Below are 23,363 nucleotides of genomic sequence, written 5' to 3'. Positions count from 1 at the left end.
ATATAAGTGACTCAAGTCACAACAATAGTCTGAAACAGGAATAATATTCACATGTCTAACTCATTTGTACTCGTGATCAACTCGGGTAGCTCATCGTTAAAATTCGCGGTTATCGATTCAAATACCGGTGATGCTGTTCTTAGTGGATTAGGAGAGTGTTTTGGCCTTCCTGAAGCGACAGTTAGCTGGAAGTATGAAGGACAGAAGTCTGAAGAAGCTATCACAGGTGAAGGTAATCATCACGAGTTGGCGATTAAGCGCATTGTTGCACTAATCGACACGCTAGGGCTCACGTCACTGCTTGTTGCTGTTGGTCATCGTATTGTTCATGGTGGAGAGAAGTTTACCAGCACGATAAGAATTGATGAATCAGTATTAAATGAAATTCGTGACCTGTCAGAGCTAGCGCCGTTGCATAACCCCGCGGGTGCAAAAGGCATTGAAGCAGCAATGCATGCTTTTCCATCGTTACCACAATTCGCAGTATTTGATACGGCATTCCACCAGACTATGCCTGCCAAAGCATTTACTAGTACGATCTCTAATAAGCTTTACAAAGACTATGGTATTCGTCGTTATGGTTTCCACGGCACCAGTCATTATTTTGTTAGCCGCGAAGCCGCTAAAATGATTAATAAGCCTATCGAAGAAAGCAGCTTTATCTCTGTTCATCTTGGTAACGGTGCATCGGTATGTGCAATTCGTGATGGTAAAAGTGTTGATACAAGCATGGGATTTACACCGTTAGCGGGCCTGATGATGGGGACACGTTGTGGTGACTTAGACCCCGGCATTATCGAGTTCTTATTGAAAAAAGGCTGGTCACAAGACGAAGTTTATAAAGAGCTGAATACTAACTCAGGCTTTATGGGTGTTTCTGGTTTAACCAGTGACTGCCGCGGTATTATCGAAGCAATGGAGCAGGGCCATACAGGCGCTACATTGGCATTCCAAGTATTTACTTATCGTGTGGCTAAATACATTGCGTCATACATGGTCTCACTTGAATCGCTTGACGGTATTATCTTTACCGGTGGTATTGGTGAAAATGCGCTGCCAATTCGTAGCGAAGTATTGGCTTATTTGAAGATCTTTGGTTACAAAGAAGATCTGCAAGCGAATGAAAAAGCGCGATTTGGTCATGCTGGCGTTATCACTGAGGCTGGTACACCGATTGTAATGGTTATCCCAACCAACGAAGAATTCGTGATTGCTCAGCAGTCAGTCGAATTACTCAAGTCCTACTGCAGTTAAAATTAGTCACCGTGATTGTAAAATATTCAAACATTGTTTGAGTATTTTTTTATGGGCGTCAATTAATAGTGCATATTTACTGTTTAATAAGATTAAATATTATTAATCCGTCAATGAATAGAGGTTACGGTTGTTTTAGATCAACGAAATGGTGAGCAGTTATCTGATTGTGGATGAATTGGGTTGAAAGATTATTGAATTATTGAATAATGAGTATTACCCAATAAGTGATATCAATCACAATAATAATTATAAACAGGAACAACACCTACATGTCTAACTCATTTGTACTCGTGATCAACTCGGGTAGCTCATCGTTAAAATTCGCTGTTATCGATTCAAATACCGGTGATGCTGTTCTTAGTGGATTAGGAGAGTGTTTTGGCCTTCCTGAAGCGACAATTAGCTGGAAGTATGAAGGACAGAAGTCTGAAGAAGCTATCACAGGTGAAGGTAATCATCACGAATTGGCGATTAAGCGCATTGTTGCACTAATCGACACGCTAGGGCTCACGTCACTGCTTGTTGCTGTTGGTCATCGTATTGTTCATGGTGGAGAGAAGTTTACCAGCACGATAAGAATTGATGAATCAGTATTAAATGAAATTCGTGACCTGTCAGAGCTAGCGCCGTTGCATAACCCCGCGGGTGCAAAAGGCATTGAAGCAGCAATGCATGCTTTTCCATCGTTACCACAATTCGCAGTATTTGATACGGCATTCCACCAGACTATGCCTGCCAAAGCATTTACTAGTACGATCTCTAATAAGCTTTACAAAGACTATGGTATTCGTCGTTATGGTTTCCACGGCACCAGTCATTATTTTGTTAGCCGCGAAGCCGCTAAAATGATTAATAAGCCTATCGAAGAAAGCAGCTTTATCTCTGTTCATCTTGGTAACGGTGCATCGGTATGTGCAATTCGTGATGGTAAAAGTGTTGATACAAGCATGGGATTTACACCGTTAGCGGGCCTGATGATGGGGACACGTTGTGGTGACTTAGACCCCGGCATTATCGAGTTCTTATTGAAAAAAGGCTGGTCACAAGACGAAGTTTATAAAGAGCTGAATACTAACTCAGGCTTTATGGGTGTTTCTGGTTTAACCAGTGACTGCCGCGGTATTATCGAAGCAATGGAGCAGGGCCATACAGGCGCTACATTGGCATTCCAAGTATTTACTTATCGTGTGGCTAAATACATTGCGTCATACATGGTCTCACTTGAATCGCTTGACGGTATTATCTTTACCGGTGGTATTGGTGAAAATGCGCTGCCAATTCGTAGCGAAGTATTGGCTTATTTGAAGATCTTTGGTTACAAAGAAGATCTGAAAGCGAATGAAAAAGCGCGATTTGGTCATGCTGGCGTTATCACTGAGGCTGGTACACCGGTTGTAATGGTTATCCCTACCAACGAAGAATTCGTTATCGCACAGCAGTCAGTCGAGCTACTGTAATCAATCATCTTTAAATTAAAATGACAATGAAACCCGCTTTGATAGCGGGTTTTTTTTAAGTTTTTTTCAACTAATTTAGTACTTCATGCGGTATTTTTTAACCTGCAATTGGGGTGTTGTTAAATATAACAAATTCAATGGCATTTACATTACATTAACTTGCATAGTAACTATTGGTTAACATTAAATGCTGAACTTTGGTGTTTGGCATTGCTCATATCTCGTGCGGGGAGCTATATCGATGTCTAGTATAGTTAAGATGTGTTGATGGTATGTTCCTTTAATTTGTTGTGCGTATTTACCATCTTCTTGTTTGTATTTGACTCTTGTTATGGAAGTGTTAGGGATAAAAACATGAAGAAAAAACTATTAGTCGTAGCTCTTGGCCTATCCAGCTCTATCGCGTTGGTTGGTTGCGGTAGTGGAGATGATAAAATTCCGAACCCGGATGTATCCGTTTTTTATACTGTCAAAGTCATTGATGGTTATTTGAAAAATGCCCAAGTTTGGCTTGATATTGATGGTAATAAGCAGCTTGATAGCAATGAACCATCGGTATTATCTGGGGATGGTGGTATTGCTAAATTAGATGTTACTAAGATTGTAAGTCCTGAGCAATATTCAACTTATGCAAAAGTCATTTTTGGTCAAACCATCGATGAAGATAGCGGCCCTGTCGCAAGCGATTATATGATGTCTGCGCCACCTGGAGAGACAGACATTACCCCGCTGTCGACATTGGTTGATATTTATATTGAACAAAATACCGATGGTACTGAATCTGTCGCAGTATTGGCGGCAATAAAACAAGCGGCGATAGTTAAGGTTGCCTATGACTTTGGTATTCAAGAAACCGATGTTTTAAGTGATTACATTGCAAGCGGCACCGGAAGCGCGACATTCGTGGCAGAGAACATTGCAAATTCTCAAATACTCCCTGATGATGAAAATGAATTTATAGTCGTTATTGCCGATAATTCTGATACTTCAACCTTTAATAAACAAGTCGCAGCAGCCAGCGGTATGATTAAAGCTGTAGTTGGAACCACTGCGGAAGAAGATTTTGATACCCAAGCCGCCGTGTTCGATAGCGAAGATGATTACGATACCGATTCGGATGGTGATGGTGTGCCTGATGCACTTGATGCACTCGATGATGATGTCAGTGAGTGGTTAGACACTGATGGTGATGGTATTGGTAATAATGCAGATCCAGATGATGATAATGATGGCGTTGAAGATGGTATAGATGCCGACCCACTCGATCCTAATATCGGCGAATATGATGATTGTGTCGTTAATTATACGCCGACTGGCGCATCTATTGATGACTTCAATGCACAGTTAGCAAGCTGTGATCTTATACCAGAAATGGATTTAGCAGGTAATTCGATTATACGCATCCTAGATTCCGGTCAAACGAGAATGTATACCTTTAATATCGATAATACCGCCCCTTTTTACCAAAATGGCGTGCAGTATAATCGTATATGGGAAATCAATGACGAGGGTAACTTAGCATTATATTATAGTGATGGGCTGACACTCGATTACCTCATGCGGCTTATCGATGATACAGAGGGCAATTTGAAATTTGGCGTATATGCGAATAGCAGTCAATCCATATACACTTGGAATTTTACAGATGTTGATCGGTCTGTTGATATTCTCGCGTGTGACGATCTTGACTCAGGTTGGAATGATGAGGCTGATCTGCCGTTAGCTTATCGAAGTTACGATGAGTTTAAACAAGCGGTAACATCTTGTCAGGCAGGTAAATTATTTACTGCATTCAGCACTGGTTTTATTAGCAGCTGTATGACATTGACCACCAGTGATGCGGTAAGCCAAGCCGATGACGTTGATACATATCAGTTTAATGAAGATGGTAGTGGCGTATTCACCTATAATGAGGGTGCTGGTGATATTATCGCGCCAATGACTTGGACAATGCATGAAGACGATGTTGTGAAGGTTGTTATTGATTATATCGATGGCGATAATCTAGCCCAAACGGCACATAATTATCTCGCGATTGTTGAAACGAACGGTATTGATTATAGCGTCAAAGTCTTTAGCCGTAGTACCGCCTTTGAAGGTCTGGGTGATGTCGCGGGGGGAGATTTATGGAGTACAGTATTGAACGTACCTGATGATGATTAATTTATTGTGATGGGTATTAGATTTAGTCGAAAATAATTCATGCCTGATCAAGGTATTAAAGTTTTGGTACTTTTGTAGTGCTCACTTTAGTACGTAGCCAGCTATTAATTATGTTGTACTTATTATTCTACATGCATAATTAAATGGATTCTTGGATGATGAATAAAAAATTTATACTTTCTGCCGTCGCAGTTAGTCTGTTTGGCTCTGCAAACGCGATAGCGGCTGAAAGAGTGAATCTACGTGATAATATTCAGCAATTGGCAAGCGCTGCGTTAGCCGAACCGGGGATATTAATGAGTGCACCAGCACAACTCTTAGGTTTGTCATGGAACGATGGCCTAAGTGTGATTAAAACATATCGAAACAGCAAGGGTGATCGCATTACCCGTTACCAACAAACCTACTTTGGACTGCCTATTATTGGCGAACAAGCTATTATAGCGCGTACTAGCAAGGGGGTATTTAAACGCGCACACGGCGCGATATTATATAATATTGCGGATGATATTGTTGATATCACGCCATCAATAACGACAGTAAATGCACTATTACAAGCCAAGCGATTAAGCATGCCTGCATCTACGTTGGCTGCAAATAAGTCGGTCGTAACGGAAAATGAAACGTCTCGATTAGCTGTTTGGCAGGGGGATGATGGTGTTGCCAAGTTGGTATACGAAGTCAGCTTCTTTCAACGGGCAGATAAACCGTCACGTCCTTACTACATTATCGATGCACATTCTGGCGCAGTGCTGCTTAGTTATGATAATTTGCAGACCGCAGATGCAACAGGCCCTGGTGGTAATGAAAAAACAGGGGAGTATCGTTATGGCACTGATTTCAGCGCGCTGAATGTATCCCAATCTGGTGATACCTGTGTGATGAACAATACACAGGTTAAAACGGTCAACTTAAATCATGGCACTGAAGGGGCAGATGCGTTTAGTTTTACTTGTCCTGAAAATACAGTTAAATCAATTAATGGTGCTTATTCGCCACTCAATGATGCGCATTATTTTGGTGGTATTATTTTTGATATGTACAAAGACTGGCTTAATGTCTCACCGCTAACATCGCAATTAGTCATGCGTGTTCATTACGACAATAATTATGAGAATGCGTTTTGGAATGGTGAATCGATGACTTTCGGTGATGGCGCAGATATTTTTTATCCTTTGGTCAGTTTAGATGTATCGGCACATGAGGTGAGCCATGGTTTTACCGAACAAAATTCGGGGCTGGTTTATTCAGGTAAATCTGGTGGTTTGAATGAATCGTTTTCTGACATGGCCGGTGAAGCGGCAGAATTTTATATGCACGGCAGTAATGATTGGCTGGTCGGTGGGCAAATACTAAAAACCAATGGTGCCTTACGTTCGATGAGTAATCCGCCGGTGGATGGTAGCTCGATAGATAACCAAGCTGATTATCGTTTTAATATGGATGTCCATCATAGCTCTGGGGTATATAACAAAGCGTTTTATACTCTTGCGACAACTGCTGGCTGGGATACTCAAAAAGCATTTGTATTATACGCCGCGGCCAATCAACATTACTGGACGTCAAATAGTAATTGGAATGATGCGGGTAACGGGGTGATGGATGCGGCTTGTGACTTGGATTATAACGTCGATGATGTACAAGCTTCGTTAACCGCGGTCGGCGTTGTTGCAGATGTGAGCTATGGCAGCAAATGTAGTGTCACGAAACCACCGGTCAGCGCCATTGATAGAACAGAAGAAAATATATCGACAAGTTTTTTCAGACCCGCTAATTTCAAACAAGAATTAGGTGAAGGGTACACGCGTCTTATTGTGACATTGGCTGGTGGAACGGGTAATGCCGATCTTTATGTAAAACATGAGGATAAATCATTATTCTCTAAATCGGATTGCATCTCCAACACACCGGGTAATATTGAAACCTGTGTGATTGATAATCCAAAGGCTGGACATTGGAAGATTGATGTTCGCGGTTATGGTTCAACGTCGGGTGTGATCCTCAACATTCAGGCACAATAACAATGTTGGAATTGCTTTATTGGTCATAAAATAAGTGGTTGCCTTGTATTGTTGAACAAGGTGATCATTTCATTCAATTTACTCCTCGTAAAATTTTCTCTTGTTAATCCATGTCTTGTTGGCGCACTATAGCAACGCAAAAATATAGCATTATTATCGTTAAGGAAAGTTACAAGATGGATCACGCACAAGTATATGAGATTGGTACACCAGGTCAAAAATGGACCGCACAAGATAAAGCTGCATGGTTAGCGAAACAAACTGTGGTTCGACCTTACCAGCAGGAAGTGCTGGCAAAGTTAGAGGCACTACAGCAAGATTTTGATGTTGAGCAATATGGCGCCTTGTCTTATGATCCTGCTCGTTTTCCGCTATTCATCGTGAAAACACGTGACTGGGATAATGCGAAACCGACGATATTAGTGACAGGTGGCGTGCATGGCTATGAGACCAGTGGGGTACAAGGTGCTATTCGTTTCATCGAAACCCAAGCGCTGAATTATAGCGCGCAGTTTAATATTATTGTCGCACCTTGTGTTAGTCCTTGGGGTTATGAAACCATTAATCGCTGGAACCCAAATGCGATTGACCCAAACCGTTCTTTCGTTGAAAACAGTCCTGCCGAAGAGTCTGCCGCGTTAATGCAATGTATTGCGAAACTTGCTGTAACGATCACTGCGCACATTGATTTGCATGAAACGACGGATACTGATGATAGCGAGTTTAGACCGGCATTGGCTGCGCGAGATGCCGTGGTCCATGATAATTGGAATATTCCGGACGGCTTTTATTTAGTGGGCGATACGCTTAACCCTAATGCTGACTTTCAAACGCATATTATTAATGCGGTTAGCAAGGTGACTCATATTGCACCCACGGATGATAGTGGTCGTATTATTGGTGAAAAACTGGCGCAGTTTGGCGTCATTAATTATGCAACTAAGGCGTTAGGTTTATGCACTGGCTTTAGTGATTGTATTTATGGCACCACAACAGAAGTATATCCAGATAGTCCATTAGTCGATGATGAAAACTGTATTCAAGCACAAGTTATCGCGATTACCAGTGGTCTTGATTATTTGTCCCAACTATCTAAACTTGTCCCAAATAGCTAAAAAATTAAAGACTGTGAGTCCTTGATGATAAATATTAAGGACGTTGTAAGGATAAGTTGTGGATTTATTGAATGATGAAAAGTTTATGTTGAAGTAGGGGTTTGCCAGCGCGATATCGGCGAGATCTTGATTATTAAACTTAGATAATTGCTGTTTTATTATGTCAGCTAAACTGCTTACGCTCGCCGTCTTGGTAAGCTTTCATGGCGTCAAATAGAGACTCTGCATGCTGATGGTTTATGTTTGGAGAATCAGCTGTCGCATTCGTGGTGACAACAAGTAAAGCGGCTAAAATGGATACTGGGAATTTCATTTTCTAGTTTACTCTTTAAACTGTTCTGGACGCTATTCAACACAGCAAAATGCTTACGTTGTGCCGTTTGTAAGCAAGTGTATCAAAGTATTTAGAATGACCTTTGAACCACGTCTATTAATGAGAGTATTAATAGCCGTATTTCGGCATTGTTACTTTAACGTTTGATAACCGGCCCAAATTCTCGTTGTTGTCGTGATCCAACATAATGCAGCGTAAGTGTATGCAATGGTGGCAAAGTAAGCAGGGAACAAACACAGTAAAATAAAACAAAGTACGGTCTCAGTCCCTTCCGTCAATCCGCCCATGTAATACAGCGATTTATGTTGGTAAACAGGGTTCTCAATATTTTGCTTACTTGCCATGATGGCAAAGGCTAGAAAGCTTGAACCAGTACCAATAAATGAGAAAATCAAAAATGCGCCGGCGACAGCATTAGCATTCGGGTCTGCGACCACAAAGCCAAACGGCACCAGTGAATAAAACAAAAAATCCAAGGTAATATCTAAAAAACCACCACTGTCGGTTATCCCTTGTATGCGAGCAACTGCGCCATCTAACGCGTCAATAATTCGGTTTAAAAGTATGAAACCCAACGCGATGTTATATTCTTGTAGTGCCAATGCTGGAAAACACATCAACCCAAACATAAAGCCAACGAGGGTAACCTGATCGGCTTTTATGCCCGTCTTATGGACCAGTTTCGCGGTGACATTGATAGGCCCGCGGATCATTTTTATCGTATAACGATCAAGCATCTTGAGCTTCCTTATTCCATGGCCAGTGTAGGCATTTACTGTTACTAGGGACATCGTCAGCGTCGTGTGTCACCATTAACACCGGAAGTTGTCTGCGGGTGGTTTGGGTAAACACCCAATTTCTAAATTCACAGCGCAATGATTTATCTAATTTATTAAAAGGTTCATCGAGTAACACAACCGCAGGCTCAGCTAATAATAGTCGCATCATACTAATCCGTGCTCGTTGACCTCCGGATATTTGCATTGGCGACTTGTCCGCCAGTTCGACTAAGTTGAGCTCGGTAAGTGTTGCTAATGCCTGTTGTTTTCGCTGTGTTTTTTTAACCTTATTGGGTAGGGCAATAGCGAGATTTTCCCAAATATTAAGGTGAGGGAATAATAAATCATCCTGAAATAAAATACCGATATTGCGCTTTTCTGCAGGCACGTTATTTAATAATTGTTGTTGATAATAACACTCGCCCTGATAGCTGAAATCGGCCGATGTATGTCCTGCAATCACACTTAACAAGCTCGACTTACCACAGCCACTGGGTCCCATTAATGTTAATACTTCACCTGGTTCAATCGTAAAGGAAACAGGTACGAACAAGGGCTGGTTATTATTATCAAGGATGGTTAGATTGTTGACTGACAGAGACATTAGGTGTCGATATCCTACTGGTTGATGTGGAGCGTTGTTGCTCTAGCGAACCACTTTTACGGCTGGCTACAATGGCAATGATATAAAATAAAAACGGTGTTAAAGACTGCAATAACGCATAAATCGCACTGATACGGCGATCTTGACCACTCGATAGCGCAACTGCTTCGGTTGTTAATGTCGATATTCGCCCTGCGCCAAGCATTACGGTGGGTAAATATTGTGCCAAACTAACACTGATACCAACAGCCCAAGCTATCCAGATCGCCGGTAATAATAATGGTCGTTTTATCTGCCACCATACCTTGAAGGGTGACAATCCTAAGCTCAAGGCAATTTTATCTAAGCGTTGATCATAACTGCGCCAAGGGCCATCAAGTGCAAGAAATATGTAGGGAAAAACAAAGAAAATGTGCGCCCAGGTTACCCATAAATAATAATACTGATGGGCGATGTATAACGTAGCAACTTGGATGCCGAACAGTAGCGATAATTGTGGTGCCAGCATAGGGATCGCGATGAGTAAGCGTGGCACCTTCAAAAAGCGTTTATTAAGCGTCGCCTTGATGCTGTGTTCATGAATTATGATCGCAAAAACTAATGCGATCGTGGCGCTAACTAAGGCGATCATGATGCTATTAGCCATGATATCTAATAAATACCCCCATTCTTGTTGCCAAAATCGCAGTGACCAGCGCGACGGTACAATATCAGGAAATCGCCAGCGTTGCGCAACGGACCACATCAGTAGAATAGGTAAGATCGCAAGAGTTATCAAGTAAGTCGTGATAATGATACTTTTACCGCCAATTGGCAGCGAGTAGCGGCCACTTGACAGCCAAGTTCGACATTTTATCGTTATTAACCATTCAGTAAAGCGGATGCTGAGTAAGATGGCTAAACACATGAGTGATAAGAGTAAGGCGCCAGCCGATGCTTTTGGTAGTGTCGCAAGGTCGGCATCATTCAACCATTGCCAAACCAGCACTGCCAGCGTCGGAGGTCGAGTTGGACCTATGATGAGAGCAACGTCAACGACAGAAATACTATAGGCCATCACCGCAAATAACGAGAAACGGATCTTTGGCAACCATTGAGGCAGGATTATTTTTTGCCACGCCTGTGCATTGTTATAACCTAGGCTGCGTGCGGTGATAAGCGTGGTATTGATATTTAATTGTTTGAGCAGCGGTATACTCATAAACAATAAAAATGGGATCTCTTTGAGCGTCAACGCTGCAATAAGGCCAAGTCCATATTGGTCATGCACCAGTTGCCAGTTGATTTGGTCACCCAAGATGCGTGCGATAAAGCCACTGGGGGTAAATAAAAATGCGAAACCAATCGCAAAGGCAACATGCGGGAGAGCCATGATCGGCGCTAATAAGGTTTCGAGTTGTTTCCACCAACGGCTATGCCAGCATGATTGTAAAATGGCAAAGCTAAATAAGGCGGCAACTAAGGTACTCGCCATACTAATAAATAACGTCAGTACAACTGATTGCGATAGTCCTGGCCAAGCAAACAATTGCTTAAAGGCGGTAATAGACAAGGTGTATTGATCGATTGCTGGTATATAACCAAACGCAGCGAGCAATAATCCCATCAGCCCAGGTATTAGCGGTAAAAAGCTGATAAGAACAGTCAGTAACACGAGTAGGTTAAACGTGAATGAGGCGACTGACTGTTTTTTCAATGTGCAGAATTTAGCGTTCAATTAGTGTCCGTAGCGTTTTTGCCATTCAGCTTCAAGCGCGGTTTGCCAGCTTGGATGTGGTTCTGGAATTGATTTAAACAGCTTGGTATTTTTTGCTGAGCCTGTGATATGTGACGCTGCTAATACGGTCGGATCACCCCAAATCGCTAAGTCACCTTTACGCGACTGTGCTTCCGGGCTTAACAGAAAGTTAATCGCTACTAATGCGCCTTCTTTTGCGGTTGCATTCCAAGGGATTGATAGGAAATGAATGTTTGATAACGCCCCCGCTTCCATCGCATATGCAACGGTCGTTTCGCTAAGCTTACCACTTTGTTGTGATGTCGTCGCTTCGTTAGGGTTAAATGATATCGCTATATCGAGTTCACCATCGTCTAACAATTGAATTGTTTCCGCAGCACTGGCTGGGAACTGTTTACCCTGGCGCCATGCTACAGCATGAAACTTGTCGAGATAATCCCATAACGGTGCTGATATAGCAGTAAACGTTTTGGTGTCTACCGCTTTATATAATGGTGTATTATCACTCGTTAATTCTAATAATGCGGCTTTTAGGAAACTGGTCCCATGAAACGAAGGTGGTTTTGGGTAGCTCAGTTTATTCGGGTGCTTAACCGCGTAAGCGAGTAATTCGTTAAAGCTTGCTGGTGGTTTGGCCAATGTTTGAGTATCGTAAATAAACACCAGTTGGCCGACGCCCCAAGGTGCTTCTAGTCCTAAGGTCGGCTCAGAAAAATCGCTATCAATGGGTAACGTTTTATCAACATATTGCCAGTTTGGTAATTGCGTCGCGAATGACTCGGTGATCAGGTTATAGCGCTTCATTGATTTGAAGTTTTCACCGTTGACCCAGACCATATCAACACTGCCGTTGCTGTTCTTTTGTGCGGTTTTTTCCGCGGCTAAACGGGTAATTGCTTCGGCGATATCACCGACTTTAACGTGTTTTAGACGCACGCCGTATTCTGTGTTCAAACGTTGATCTGCCCAGCGTAAATAGTTGTTTATTTCTGGACTACCACCCCATGCATAAAAATAGACAGTTTGTCCTTTGGCTTTTTCTTCAATGGCTTGCCAATCTAATTTGGCTGCCTGACTGACAGTGCTGACAAGTAATAAACCAAGACCAATGAATAATTTATGCATGAAATATCCTTTTCTTAGATAAACAGACATTACAACCTGTAATGTACATAAATTTAATTATACCTAAGTTAGCCGTCATTGGGTATCGCTCTAAAAATAACAGAATTATCTATGGCTAATTGTGGTGTAACATAGTGCTTCATTTTTGGTAATAGTGTAGATAAAGAAAAAGCATGACTAAATTTAAACCGGCGTTAGGATTGAGTAATAACCATCTTCAATCAATGTTGTCTAGTTCAGGCCCTCGACAGTTTTTGGAAAAACGACGCGCTAACCAATTACTTCGCCTCGCTAAGCAGCATATAATAACAACACCGCAGGGGGTGAAGTTAGAAGGTTTTCTAACCCGACATAATTCGACTACGCCATCCGTTAAAGGACTTGCCATTATTCTCCATGGCTGGGAAGGGAGTGCTGATTCGTTGTATGTATTATCCAGTGGGCAAAAACTACTTGATGTTGGTTATGATGTATTCCGCTTAAACTTCCGTGATCATGGCGATACCCACCATTTAAACTCTGAATTATTTAATTCAGCCCGTTTAGAAGAAGTTGCGGAAGCAGTTAAATACCTGTGTGTAGAGTTTGGTGGCAAACATAATCTGTTATGCGGTTATTCGCTCGGTGGGAATTTTTGTTTGCGCGTGGCTAACATCGCTAAGACGGTAGACATTAACTTACACCAAGCTATTGCCATTTGTCCAGTATTACACCCACCCACTACAATGGCTGAATTAAGTTCTGGCTTTCCGTTATATGAACAATATTTTGTCGCTAAGTGGAAACGGTCATTAATCAAAAAGCTGCGTCATCATCCGCAATTAGGATATGGCCGTGCATTGAAAAAACTAAAAACACTCGACGACATGAACTTATTTTTTGTTGATGGTTTTACCGATTTTGCTAGTCGAGATGACTATTTTGAAGCTTATTCAGTCATTGATAATGGTTTAAGTCAACTGGCTATTCCAACTACGATTATTAGCTCTGAAGATGATCCGATGATCCCCGCTAAGCACCTTAATAGCTTGCATCAATCAAGGTGGTTAAGCATCGAATTACAAGCCAAAGGGGGACATTGTGCATTTATCAAAAATTGGAAATTTGAAAGTTGGGCGAGTGATCGTATTGCCGAGCTAGTAAGCTAAACAACGACATAATAACCGTCTTTATGTGACTAACGACTGTTCAGAACATTGCTTATTTTATCTTGAGCAATGTGCATTAATACTCGCTATAAAGTTAATTAATGAAGGAATATTGTTCGCGATCAGCGGTAGACCCGTATTGAGTAACGACACTGAAATGTCGCGTTCTGGATCGGCCCACAGCAATTTATTGATTAAACCTAAATGACCAAAGGCTTGCGCACTGTGCGGTCCCCACAAGCCTACTGGTTCGCCACCTAACATGAGTCCAGCGCTGTAGCGCATTGGGATCAGCAGGGTGCTATCACATTCTAGCGAACCATATTCTCGGGTTAGTCGTCGCACTGTCATTGGCTGACAGATTTGTTTCCCCTCCCAAATACCATCATTTAATAACATTTGATAAAAACGTCCCATTTCTTCCGCTGTCCCCATTAAGTTGGCCGATGGAATGACGGCATTATGATATATTTCGGTATTACTTGCTTTTGCCACACGTTCAAAGGAAGCACCTAAGGCGCGCTTAATAAAATACGAAATCGGAAATGTAGGCTTAAATCCGGTCGCATAATTGTCTGCCAAATCACAGGCTTGTTTTGGGGGTAATCCATAACGAAAGTATTTCATCTTCATCGGTTTACGCACACGTAGATCGAGGAATTCTTGTATGCTCATATCCGTTACTTTGTTGATTATACGTTCTAAAATATAACCCCCTGTGAGTGCATGATAAGCAAGTCTGCCTGTTTGTGCTGCAGGGATCTTAGTTGCACACAAGTGTTGCCAAATTTCATCATTATCTGCAAGAGAATCAATATGAAGTGCATTCGGCATCTTTTCCATGCCGCTGCGATGTGATAAAACCTGATGAATACTGATATTTTGCTTACCGTGTTGGCCAAACTCTGGCAGGTAGAAACTCACCGGATCGTGTAAATCAATGAGCTTATCTTCATGCAATAAATGGATCAAAAAGGCGGTGATGGCTTTGGAACCAGAGAAATAACAAACCGGCGTTTCGGGAAGCATTAATTTTTGGATTTTATTATCTGTTGTACTTGGCCCATTACCACTTGCATGACCAATGGCTCTGTTTAAAATAATTTTTCCCTGACGACGAAAGCACAATGAAATAGCGGGATGGGTCCCTGTCCGGTAAATTTCTTCAACGGCGCGCCAGATAGCTTCCACCCCTTCTACCGTCATGCCGACGGATACGGGGTCTACTTCATCGGTATGCTTGATGCTCGTCACTGTTGCCAGTGATTTTGGTATGCGGATTGTCTTGCCAATGCGTAGGTGTCTATTTACGCGAACTAAACTCTGTAATCCAAAATCGATAATCATATGACGGCCTAGGTATTGTGAATAAGTATTGGTGAATAGATAATGACGATAGAGTTATATTTTAGAATAAACAATTAGATCGCTAGTGATCATTGTTTATTTCACTTTAATCATCATCGGCTGACCGATACTGCCAATTTGAAATACCAGTATTTTAACCGAATTATAGGTGCTGATATTTTTAGCTATCATGGCGGTATTAATATCTTCGGCATATAAATTACCGGCTTTAAAGGTTTTTGCACCACCCTCCAACTGAACAGTCAATTCACCTTCCAGCACATACACATAAACAGGCCCCGGATGCATGTGTTTACCGCCCTCAAACTTGGCTGGCAGCGAAAGATGTTTAACGATCATCTCTTTGCCTTGCAAACCCGGTATCGGTGCTTGATAGAGTGTTTTCACTTGTGCTTTTGAGACATACTCTTTCGCGTTTACGGGGTTAACCATGCAGACACAGACTGTGATTACGAATAGGCTGGTTATAAAGGTATTATCGGATAGGTGTGCTTTGATGTTCATGATCCAACCTCTAAATAAATGATTTTTGCAGAGATAAGCTGAGATCAATCCATGGATTTCTGGTTAAACTGCCACGCTGAAATAATGGTTTTAGAATACCTAAACCTTAGCAGTAAAGTGATAATAATCCATGTTCAGTTTAGATCTTCTGTGAATAGTAAATAAATGCGTCAGTTATACCGGTAAATACAATTTGAATAACTTTGAACTAGCACCTTGTTTGCAGTTATGAAGAACAATATACTCGATGAGAAGCGTTGATTATCATGTTGAAACAAACAACAAGTAAAGGTGCTTGATAATAAAGGAAATTATTAAATATAACGGAGTCAGTATGGAAAAAAGAACGCAAAATTATCTTGATGAGTATTTAGCAACATTAACTGATCCGGAGCGTAAACGTTATACCTCATTTAGTGCAGACTACTTCTGCGCGGATGAAATTAATGCCAACTTGTGTGCAGAGTTAATTAGTAAAGGTATCAAAACCGCCACTTGCAGTATGAAGTATTGGTATGATTCTGGCGAAGAAGCGATGCCACAAACCGGTCATCTGCTTGTCGTGACAGACTGGCATGGTGAACCAACATCAATCGTCGAGATAACGGCAGTGAGCGAATGTAAATACTCGGACGTCACGGCCGAATTTGCTTATGCTGAAGGTGAAGGCGATCAAACGCTGGATTGGTGGCGCGCGGCTCATTGGGATTTCTTTGCGCGTGAATGTAATGAGATCAAGATCGAAGCCAATGAAGACATGGTGCTGGTATTAGAGCATTTTCAAGTCGTGCATGGTGCGGTTGTAGGATGATGAAAATCATTTTTCGATTATCTTTCCGGGGCTAAATACATTGGCCCTTGGCTGGTTCGGTCACGTTAGCAGTATTGGCACATTAACGTAACTATATTTTTGTCTATAATACAAGTTATGCACTTAAACACTTGCTCACTTAATTTTGCACATCCAATCTCTTAAGGAGTCTAGAATATGGCACTACTCATTATTGGTCTGTTGTTGTTTTTGGGGATGCATTCTATTTCAATTTTCGCCCTGGATTTCCGTAATCGACAAATCGAAAAAAATCATCTGGCTTGGAAAGCAGGTTATAGCATCATTGCATTAATAGGTTTTTTTCTGATCGTGCAAGGTTACGCACAAGCCAAACTGGCACCGACGTTGTTATATGTAACACCGTCTTGGTTAGGGCATGTGAGTGCATTATTAATGCTGCCTGTTTTTATTTTGTTTATTGCGCCTTATTTCCCCGGGAAGATCCGTGCGATGACCAAACATCCCCAATTAATAGCCGTGAAATTGTGGGCGGTAAGTCATCTATTAGTTAATGGCATGCTGGCTGACGTGATCTTATTTGGGGCGTTTTTAATTTGGGCTGTGGTGGATAGAATTTCAATGAAAAATCGTACTTCACGACAGGTACATCATTTACCTCGTGCTCTTATGAACGATGTGATTATTGTGGTATTGGGACTTGGGTTTTACGGTGTGTTTGCTATGTATTTACATCAACGATTAATCGGTATCGCGCCGTTTGTGATGAATTAATGGATCTTACATGCAGATAATTTGGCAACAGCCGGTGCTATTGCCAAGTTATGTTAGTCGCTTAGCCAGTGGCTCGGTGGTCTAATTTTAATGAAATAACCGCCGCAGTAACAATAAATAACGCGGAGATCCACAAGCACATTTCCAAGCCATAAAGTTGAAATACCCAGCCCGATAATACAGTACCTATCAGACGTCCCATTGCGTTAGCCATATAGTAAAAGCCAACATCCATGGATACGCGGTCACTGCTGGCGAAACTCACAATTAAGTAACTGTGTAATGATGAGTTGATGGCAAATAAGCCGCCAAAGATTAATAAGCCGACGATAATCGAGAATTGCACATAGAATTGATAATGCAGTGCAATGGCGATCAATACCGGAATAACAGCAAGATAGCTTGCCCAGAGAGCCGCTGAACGTGGGGAGGGGGTTTGACCTGTAAAACGTGGGGCGATTGATTGCACCATGCCATACCCGATAACCCAACTCGCCATAAAACCGCCAACCCACCAATGATCCCAATTAAAGGTTGTTGCTAAGAACACTGGCAGGGCAACCACAAACCACACATCTCGGGCACCAAATAAAAACAACCGTGCTGCAGAAAGTAAGTTTATCGAGCTACTTTTAGAAAAAATCTCGGTAAACTTAGGCTTGTTTTTGGCTTTGCCGAGTTCGGCTTTTAAATTTATTAAACTCCAGATCCAGACTACAGATAGCATTGCTGCCATAAGTTGAATCGCGCCTTGGAAGCCAAGCGTGGTTAATAGGACACCACCCAAGAAAAAACCAACGCCTTTTAACGCATTTTTAGATCCCGTTAAAACCGCGATCCATTGATACAGTTTATTACTACCGCTATCGTCATTACCTTTTGGCACCAGCAGTTTAATGGCACTTTTGGCGCTCATCTTATTCAGGTCTTTGGCAATACCGGATAATGCTTGTGCGATCATCACATAAACAACTGTAAGCATGTCAGCGGGTACGGTTAACATCATTAAGGCGACAATTTGCATCCCCAGACCAATGTTCATGGTTTTATTTAACCCCCACCGAGCGCCTAGCCAACCACCAATTAAATTAGTGATGACACCGAATACTTCATAAAACACAAACAACATAGCGATATTAATCGGACTGTAACCAAGCTGGTGAAAATACAGCACAACCAACATGCGCAATGCGCCATCCGTTAAGGTGAACGCCCAATAATTACCGGTAATGAGCAGATATTGTTTTATTTGTGGGGAAATACCCGCTAACGCTTTTATCATTTGTCTGACCGACCGACCAGTCGTGCTAATTCAGCTGCACGATTTGCATAACCCCATTCATTGTCATACCAAGCATATATTTTTACTTGGGTACCATTAACAACCATCGTTGATAAGGCATCAATGATGCATGAACGTGGATCTGTTTTGTAGTCAACCGATACTAAAGGACGCTCTTCATAACCAAGGATGTCTTTAAGTTCGTTTTCTGCTGCTTGTTTGAAGTAACTGTTCACTTCTTCTGCTGTTGTTTCACGTTCTACTTCAAACACGCAATCCGTCAGCGATGCATTCGCTAATGGTACGCGGATAGCATGACCGTTTAACTTACCGGTTAATTCGGGGAAGATATTGGTAATTGCCGTTGCAGAGCCTGTCGTTGTGGGGATCAATGACGTTCCACAAGCGCGGGCACGACGTAAATCGGCATGCGGTGCATCAAGAATGGTTTGGGTATTAGTGATGTTGTGGATCGTGGTCATTGAGCCATGCTTAATGCCTATTTTTTCTTGTAATACTTTAATAACAGGCGCGAGACAGTTGGTGGTACAAGATGCTGCGGTCACAATCGGGTGCAGGTCTTTGTTGTAAAGATCATCATTAACTCCCATCACAATGTTTAACACACCTTCTTCTTTAACTGGGGCAGTAACAACCACGCGTTTAACACCTTGGTCTAAATAACCTTGCAGTAGTGCGGATGTTTTCATTTTCCCAGATGCTTCCAGTACTACGTCACACTGAGACCAGTCGGTATCGCTAATGGCGGTATTACGTGTACAAGGGATAAAACGATCGGCGATGATCATTTGATCGCCAAGAAATCCAGCGTGATGTTCCCAGCGGCCGTGAATAGAGTCAAAGTTAAGTAAATGTGCGAGTGTCTCAGCACTACCTGCGGGATCATTGATTTGTACAATTTCAACATCATCCCAGTTAAAGGCTACACGCATTGCTAGACGCCCCATACGGCCAAAACCATTGATACCGATTTTAATAGTCATTTGATTCTCCAAAATACAGATCTAATTATGTGTCTATTTTCATTACTACGTAGATTACTCTTTTTATTAACGTAAGTTTAGTCACTAAGGTTTTGAATAGTTAAAAGAACCTTGGCTACGATTAATAATGGCGACGAGCGATAGCATAATCGGCACTTCGACGAGCACACCAACCACAGTGGCAAGTGCCGCGCCAGAATGTAGACCAAATAACGAGATAGCAACGGCGACAGCGAGCTCAAAGAAATTGGAGGTACCAATTAAGCAAGCCGGACCTGCGATGTTATGCGGTAATTTAAGGCGTTTGGCGGCGAAAAACGTAATCGCAAAGATCATGTATGTCTGTAATGCTAGCGGAATAGCGATGAGTACAATGGTCTTAGGATCGTTAAGCAAGGTGTTAGCCTGAAAACCAAACAATAAAGCAACAGTGGCGAGTAGGCCTAAGATAGACCAAGGTTTTAGTTTCGCTAATGCATGCTGAACTGCTGCTTTGTCCGTTGACTTATTTAATGTTCTACGTGTCAGGATACCTGCAATCAATGGCAGGACAACATAGAGCAAAACAGATAACAGCAAGGTTTTCCAAGGTACGTTTATATCACTGACTTCCAGTAAAAATGCAGCGATAGGGGCAAATGCAAAGACCATAATAATATCGTTCACGGAGACTTGCACTAAGGTGTAATTGGCATCCCCTTTGATGAGTTGTGACCAAACAAATACCATTGCAGTACAAGGAGCTACACCGAGTAAGATCATCCCAGCGATATATTCTTGTGCAGAGCTTGGGTCGACCATGTCAGCGAAAAACACTTTAAAAAATAACCAGGCAAAAGCAGCCATCGTAAAGGGTTTAATGATCCAATTAATGAATACAGTGAGAAATAATCCTTTTGGATTTTTGCCGACATCTTTAATGGCTGAAAAATCGATTTGTACCATCATTGGATAAATCATGATCCAGATAAAGACCGCGACAACTAAGTTAACATGTGCAATTTCCAAATTTGCAATTAACTGAAAAATGCCTGGTTGCCAAGCGCCTAAAATCACACCTGCGGTGATAGCAAGTGCCACCCATACTGATAAATACCGTTCAAATATACCCATGTTCGTTCCTACTCGCAGTGTTGTTGTGTTCTTTCAGGGCGTTTACCCATATCGTTAAGTCGTTGTATATCCGCACTTATTAAGCGGTTATTCTGTTGTGCGCTAAGATCTATAATGGATTTTTGCCATTCCGGTAATTTTGGGTTAATAGCATAGAACACCCATTGTTTATACTTTCTATCAACTAATAAACCAGACTTACGGAGTTGAGATAAATTACGGGAAATGCTTGGCTGACTTGCTGTTATAGCGGTGATTAATTCACATACGCAAAGCTCTTTTTCAATATCAATTAACATTAAAATTCTTAGGCGGGTTTCGTCAGAGAGAATTTTAAAAAGTTGTGTCGGTTCCATGTTGTCTCACCATATATGAGTTTTGTTATGTACTAAGTATATGTACAACTTGTTATATGTGTCAATTGTTATATGTGAAAATTGTTATATATGTTTTTTGTTATATTTATTTACGGCTTAGGTATGGATAATAGTTATATGTAATATAAAATTAATATCTTAGTAGTATAAAGAGATTGTTCTATGCCATTAATTATCTTAAAATTAGCTAACTAATTGAATGTTTAAAATGTTAATTCAGCAACAATAACTACTACTATTGTTTTGTTCATGATAAATACTTTATTTGGATTTTCTCAGTAACTCGCTCACTTCATATAGGCCATCGCTAATGGATACGACTCTTTTACTTTTTATTACCACTGCATTCAGTTTTGGCATGCTTGTTAATATCACAGGATTGCCACCTATGGTAGGCTTCTTGTTGGCGGGTTTCGCGCTTAATTTTTATGGTTTTGAAGCGACGGAAGGACTACAGACATTCGCTGATCTTGGTGTAACCCTATTACTTTTCTCTATTGGTTTAAAGTTAGATATACGTACCTTGTTTAAAGCCGAAGTATGGGGTGGGGCAAGTGTGCATATCTTTGCCAGTATTTCTTTTTATGCGGTGGTGTTATTTATTTTAAAGCAGGTGGGATTAACCTTCTTTACTAACCTCGATACTTTCTCATTGGTGCTTATTGCCTTTGCCTTGAGTTTCTCAAGTACGGTGTTTGCAGTAAAAATTCTAGAAGAAAAGAGTGAAACAAACTCGTTATATGGTCGTATCGCGATTGGTATATTGATCATGCAAGATATCTTCGCCGTGGTATTTTTAACGGTATCAGTGGGTAAGATCCCGTCATTATTTGCTGTTATATTACTGGCATTACCATTAATTAGACCATTGCTGTTTAAATTGTTAGACAGAGTCGGTCACGGTGAATTACTGATTTTGTACGGTTTTTTCCTTGCGCTTGTACTTGGCGCTGGACTGTTTGAGTCGGTTGGCATGAAAGCCGATCTCGGAGCCTTGATCGCAGGTATGTTATTAGCGGGTCACGCGAGTGCGAAACAGATGGCAAAAGCCTTGTTTAACATGAAAGAGATGCTGCTCGTTTGTTTTTTCCTCAGTATTGGTTTAGCTGGACTGCCGACGGTTGATCACTTGTTGGTGGCCGGTATTTTAGCGGTATTATTGTTTGGTAAAGTCGCCTTGTATTTCGTGACGTTAGTTAAATTCAAACTACGTGCTCGTACGTCATTATTTGCCGCATTTTCGCTGGCAAACTACAGTGAATTTGGTTTGATTGTAGCGGCTCTCGCGACTTACAAGGGCTGGTTATCACAGGATTGGTTAATTATTATGGCACTGTCGGTATCGATCAGTTTTGTTATTGCTTCGTTACTGAATAAGTATGCAGATGATATTTATAACCGCTTTACGGATAAATTGTCGCGTTTCCAAACCACTAATTTACACATAGATGATCGCTCTGTGTCGCTTGGCGATGCCGAAATCTTGGTGATGGGGATGGGGCGTATTGGTTCGGGTGCGTATGATGAATTGAAATCTCAATATGGTGATAAGGTACTAGGTCTTGATTATAATAACCAAAAGACCTTAGATCATTGTGAAGCCGGTCGACGTGTGATCACTGCCGATGCACTTGATACTGATTTTTGGCATAAATTGGAAATAACGGATAATATTAAATTGGTGCTATTGGCCATGCCCGATCATCACGGTAATCATTATGCCGCAGAGCAGTTACATAAAATGGATCGTTGTAGTTTCCAAGTTGCTGCACTGGCTCATTTTAAGAGTGATGAAGATGAACTAAGAGCACTGGGCGTGAATCCTGTTTATAACATATATCAAGAAGCGGGTGCAGGTTTTGCTCACCATGTTTGGACGGAATTACAGTTACCGATTACGGGTTCGCAGACTAAATAAGCATATGTGATGGCTGTTATAACAGGCTATGATTAAGTAGGTGTTGTATATAATCGGTGGTGTGTGTGGGTGATAATGGTATTCAACTTACGGTTTATTTTGATGGCGCCTGCCCGCGTTGTGTGAAAGACCGTGATAATTATCTGAAATTGGCAGGTAGTAAAGCGAAACAGGTGTATTGGTTTGATATTACTGGCCAAGAGCAGGTATTGCTAGCGCTGGGTATTGATCCGATAAAAGCCTTAACCGAGCTGCATGTTAAAACCAGTGACGGTTGCATCCTTGCTGAACTTGATGCTTATATTGAGCTGATGCTGCGGGTGTCGTTACTGCGACCTTTGGCTTACCTCATCGGCCTGCCACTGCTCAAACCTATGTTGGCCCGCTATTATCATTACTTGGTGACTCGCAGGCTTAAACGCACTGGTCGTTGGCCGCACTAAGCTCATATTCTTGGATTGCTTATTTAAGAAGCCGCTTAGCTTATCGAGT

At 41.6% G+C, this 23,363-nt stretch carries 21 protein-coding genes; 10 read left to right on the top strand and 11 right to left on the bottom strand.

Annotated elements, in window-relative coordinates; genetic code table 11:
• The first annotated feature begins 51 nt into the window (after positions 1-51).
• The 5 genes from MORIYA_RS07060 (at position 52) to MORIYA_RS07040 (ending at position 8,013) form a co-directional block, all read left to right on the top strand.
• Positions 52-1,254, top strand: coding sequence for an acetate/propionate family kinase (locus MORIYA_RS07060; RefSeq protein ID WP_112713890.1), 1,203 nt, complete (start codon positions 52-54; stop codon positions 1,252-1,254).
• Between the two features lie 272 nt (positions 1,255-1,526).
• A complete protein-coding gene (locus tag MORIYA_RS07055; RefSeq protein ID WP_112713888.1) occupies positions 1,527-2,714 on the top strand; it encodes an acetate/propionate family kinase in 1,188 nt (395 codons plus the stop codon).
• A gap of 354 nt (positions 2,715-3,068) precedes the next feature.
• Complete coding sequence (locus MORIYA_RS07050) at positions 3,069-4,877, top strand: hypothetical protein (RefSeq protein ID WP_112713887.1); 1,809 nt, start codon at positions 3,069-3,071, stop codon at positions 4,875-4,877.
• 155 nt (positions 4,878-5,032) lie between these two features.
• Complete coding sequence (locus tag MORIYA_RS07045) at positions 5,033-6,898, top strand: M4 family metallopeptidase (protein WP_408632079.1); 1,866 nt, start codon at positions 5,033-5,035, stop codon at positions 6,896-6,898.
• A 176-nt stretch (positions 6,899-7,074) separates the two neighbouring features.
• The gene (locus MORIYA_RS07040) at positions 7,075-8,013 is read left to right on the top strand and encodes a M14 family metallopeptidase (protein WP_112713885.1); all 939 of its coding nucleotides are present in this window, start codon (positions 7,075-7,077) and stop codon (positions 8,011-8,013) included.
• Positions 8,014-8,176: 163 nt separating this feature from the next.
• Here MORIYA_RS07040 and MORIYA_RS07035 read toward each other — a convergent pair whose 3' ends face one another.
• From MORIYA_RS07035 to MORIYA_RS07015, 5 genes are all read right to left on the bottom strand, one after another.
• Positions 8,177-8,326, bottom strand: a complete 150-nt coding sequence (locus tag MORIYA_RS07035; RefSeq protein ID WP_197713361.1) for a c-type cytochrome — start codon at positions 8,324-8,326, stop codon at positions 8,177-8,179.
• 152 nt (positions 8,327-8,478) lie between these two features.
• Positions 8,479-9,084 (bottom strand): CDP-alcohol phosphatidyltransferase family protein, encoded by a 606-nt coding sequence (locus MORIYA_RS07030; protein ID WP_112713883.1) that lies wholly within the window; start codon positions 9,082-9,084, stop codon positions 8,479-8,481.
• Positions 9,077-9,730, bottom strand: coding sequence for an ATP-binding cassette domain-containing protein (locus tag MORIYA_RS07025; protein ID WP_112713882.1), 654 nt, complete (start codon positions 9,728-9,730; stop codon positions 9,077-9,079). The genes MORIYA_RS07030 and MORIYA_RS07025 overlap by 8 nt, the downstream gene beginning before the upstream one ends.
• Positions 9,696-11,447: an ABC transporter permease gene (locus MORIYA_RS07020; RefSeq protein WP_112713880.1), complete on the bottom strand. Its 1,752-nt coding sequence runs from the start codon at positions 11,445-11,447 to the stop codon at positions 9,696-9,698. The genes MORIYA_RS07025 and MORIYA_RS07020 overlap by 35 nt, the downstream gene beginning before the upstream one ends.
• Positions 11,448-12,593, bottom strand: a complete 1,146-nt coding sequence (locus MORIYA_RS07015; RefSeq protein ID WP_112713879.1) for an ABC transporter substrate-binding protein — start codon at positions 12,591-12,593, stop codon at positions 11,448-11,450.
• Positions 12,594-12,766: 173 nt separating this feature from the next.
• Between MORIYA_RS07015 and MORIYA_RS07010 the strand changes: the two genes are divergently transcribed.
• On the top strand, positions 12,767-13,741 hold the full coding sequence (locus MORIYA_RS07010; RefSeq protein WP_112713877.1) for a YheT family hydrolase: 975 nt from the start codon (positions 12,767-12,769) through the stop codon (positions 13,739-13,741).
• A gap of 57 nt (positions 13,742-13,798) precedes the next feature.
• Here MORIYA_RS07010 and MORIYA_RS07005 read toward each other — a convergent pair whose 3' ends face one another.
• Together MORIYA_RS07005 and MORIYA_RS07000 are read right to left on the bottom strand one after the other, a co-directional pair.
• Complete coding sequence (locus tag MORIYA_RS07005; RefSeq protein WP_112713875.1) at positions 13,799-15,088, bottom strand: serine hydrolase domain-containing protein; 1,290 nt, start codon at positions 15,086-15,088, stop codon at positions 13,799-13,801.
• A 96-nt stretch (positions 15,089-15,184) separates the two neighbouring features.
• The gene (locus MORIYA_RS07000; protein ID WP_112713873.1) at positions 15,185-15,613 is read right to left on the bottom strand and encodes a cupin domain-containing protein; all 429 of its coding nucleotides are present in this window, start codon (positions 15,611-15,613) and stop codon (positions 15,185-15,187) included.
• A 334-nt stretch (positions 15,614-15,947) separates the two neighbouring features.
• Between MORIYA_RS07000 and MORIYA_RS06995 the strand changes: the two genes are divergently transcribed.
• Both MORIYA_RS06995 and MORIYA_RS06990 read left to right on the top strand, forming a co-directional pair.
• On the top strand, positions 15,948-16,424 hold the full coding sequence (locus tag MORIYA_RS06995) for an ASCH domain-containing protein (protein WP_112713871.1): 477 nt from the start codon (positions 15,948-15,950) through the stop codon (positions 16,422-16,424).
• Positions 16,425-16,601: 177 nt separating this feature from the next.
• Positions 16,602-17,177, top strand: coding sequence for an NnrU family protein (locus tag MORIYA_RS06990; protein WP_112713869.1), 576 nt, complete (start codon positions 16,602-16,604; stop codon positions 17,175-17,177).
• A 61-nt stretch (positions 17,178-17,238) separates the two neighbouring features.
• Here MORIYA_RS06990 and arsJ read toward each other — a convergent pair whose 3' ends face one another.
• From arsJ to MORIYA_RS06970, 4 genes are all read right to left on the bottom strand, one after another.
• A complete protein-coding gene (arsJ, locus tag MORIYA_RS06985; RefSeq protein ID WP_112713867.1) occupies positions 17,239-18,459 on the bottom strand; it encodes an organoarsenical effux MFS transporter ArsJ in 1,221 nt (406 codons plus the stop codon).
• Positions 18,456-19,463: an ArsJ-associated glyceraldehyde-3-phosphate dehydrogenase gene (locus MORIYA_RS06980; RefSeq protein ID WP_112713865.1), complete on the bottom strand. Its 1,008-nt coding sequence runs from the start codon at positions 19,461-19,463 to the stop codon at positions 18,456-18,458. The genes arsJ and MORIYA_RS06980 overlap by 4 nt, the downstream gene beginning before the upstream one ends.
• Before the next feature lie 84 nt (positions 19,464-19,547).
• Positions 19,548-20,576 (bottom strand): ACR3 family arsenite efflux transporter, encoded by a 1,029-nt coding sequence (arsB, locus tag MORIYA_RS06975; protein WP_112713863.1) that lies wholly within the window; start codon positions 20,574-20,576, stop codon positions 19,548-19,550.
• A gap of 8 nt (positions 20,577-20,584) precedes the next feature.
• Positions 20,585-20,932 (bottom strand): metalloregulator ArsR/SmtB family transcription factor, encoded by a 348-nt coding sequence (locus MORIYA_RS06970; protein ID WP_112713861.1) that lies wholly within the window; start codon positions 20,930-20,932, stop codon positions 20,585-20,587.
• Between the two features lie 331 nt (positions 20,933-21,263).
• On the opposite strand from MORIYA_RS06970, the gene MORIYA_RS06965 reads away from it, so the two are divergent.
• Together MORIYA_RS06965 and MORIYA_RS06960 are read left to right on the top strand one after the other, a co-directional pair.
• The gene (locus MORIYA_RS06965; RefSeq protein ID WP_112713859.1) at positions 21,264-22,871 is read left to right on the top strand and encodes a cation:proton antiporter domain-containing protein; all 1,608 of its coding nucleotides are present in this window, start codon (positions 21,264-21,266) and stop codon (positions 22,869-22,871) included.
• A gap of 65 nt (positions 22,872-22,936) precedes the next feature.
• Positions 22,937-23,314: a thiol-disulfide oxidoreductase DCC family protein gene (locus MORIYA_RS06960; protein ID WP_232011547.1), complete on the top strand. Its 378-nt coding sequence runs from the start codon at positions 22,937-22,939 to the stop codon at positions 23,312-23,314.
• The last annotated feature ends 49 nt before the right edge of the window (positions 23,315-23,363 follow it).

Origin of the sequence: Moritella yayanosii (genome assembly GCF_900465055.1) — a bacterium.
Lineage (GTDB): Bacteria > Pseudomonadota > Gammaproteobacteria > Enterobacterales > Moritellaceae > Moritella > Moritella yayanosii.
This window is presented reverse-complemented; position numbering and strand designations above follow the sequence as displayed.